At 61.7% G+C, this 1,092-nt stretch carries 1 protein-coding gene; it reads right to left on the reverse strand.

The features are described 5' to 3' along the window. Positions 1–110 precede the first annotated feature (110 nt). Positions 111–1,092 (reverse strand): Rpn family recombination-promoting nuclease/putative transposase (locus NRB20_RS37365; RefSeq protein ID WP_227834245.1); only part of this gene is annotated, 982 nt, incomplete at its 5' end.

A 1,092-nucleotide genomic window follows, 5' to 3' on the forward strand; every position in this document is an offset into this window, starting at 1 on the left:
CTTGAACCCTTTGGCGTAGCCTCTGGCTTCGAGTTGTTCGGCGGTGGTCATCGTGGTTTCCTTTGCCGCTGGGCCGGGTTGGTGGACGAGTCGGCTCGGGTTGTGGGGTGTCAGCTGAAGACTTCGGGGAGGGATGTAGCGGTCAATACTCGTTCGCTCCATCGTTCGAGGGCTGTCGCGTCGGCGGCCTCAACCCTGTTGACCATCTGCTGAGGGAGCGGTCCGAATTTGATCGTCAGTTGATGTATCAGCATGACGGCTTGCCCTTTGACTTCGCCTTCGGCGCGGAGTTGTTCGGCGGTGGTCATTGCGGCCTCCTTTGCCACTGGCCCGAGTTGGTCGACGAGTCGGCTCAGGTCCTGGGGGCTGGTTTCGGACACTTTACTAATGTACGTGAACACGGTGTGTAGGTCGTGGGGTCCGGTGGGGGTTTGTTCGATCGCGCGGAGGACTTCGATGTGGGGTTTCAGGTCGTGGTCGAGGTGTTGGTTTCGGGAGGCGAGGCGGTGTAGGAGCAGCATGGTGGTGACCGCGGGTGGGAGGTTGCGGGCGTAGAGGTTGTCGATGCTGAGGCGGGATATGTCGTCGACGATGATCTGGTATCGGGGGATGAATGGTCCCAGGCGTGCGCGGAGGGTGGGGTCGGTGCCGACGCGGTCCCAGAGTTCGGTGCTGTGGTTCCAGGTGCGGTTGGCGGGGCCGGAGTGGATGACGACGGGGATGACCAGTGGGTAGTGGTCGGAGTTGGGGTTTTCCTTGAGGTGTTGGCCCCATTGTCCGATGGTGTATTCCAGGGTGCGTAGGGGCATGTGTTTGTGGGGGGTGGATTGGTGTTCGAGCATGAGGTGCAGGTAGCCGTGGTGTCCGGCCATGGTGGCGGTGAACACGACGTCGCTTTCGCGGTTGCGTAGGCCGTCGAGGATGTATCGGGTGGGTGCGAGTTCCAGGGTGTTCCAGTCGATGAGTGCGACGAGCCATGGTGGGAGGATTGTTTGCAGGTGCGCGGCCGCGGCGGTGGGGTTGGACATGATTGCCCGGAACAGTGAGTCGTGTGGGTTGTCCTGGGCGGCAGTCATATCCGTCACGATAGCG

Source organism: Nocardia macrotermitis (assembly GCF_009604405.1).
Taxonomy (GTDB): domain Bacteria; phylum Actinomycetota; class Actinomycetes; order Mycobacteriales; family Mycobacteriaceae; genus Nocardia; species Nocardia macrotermitis.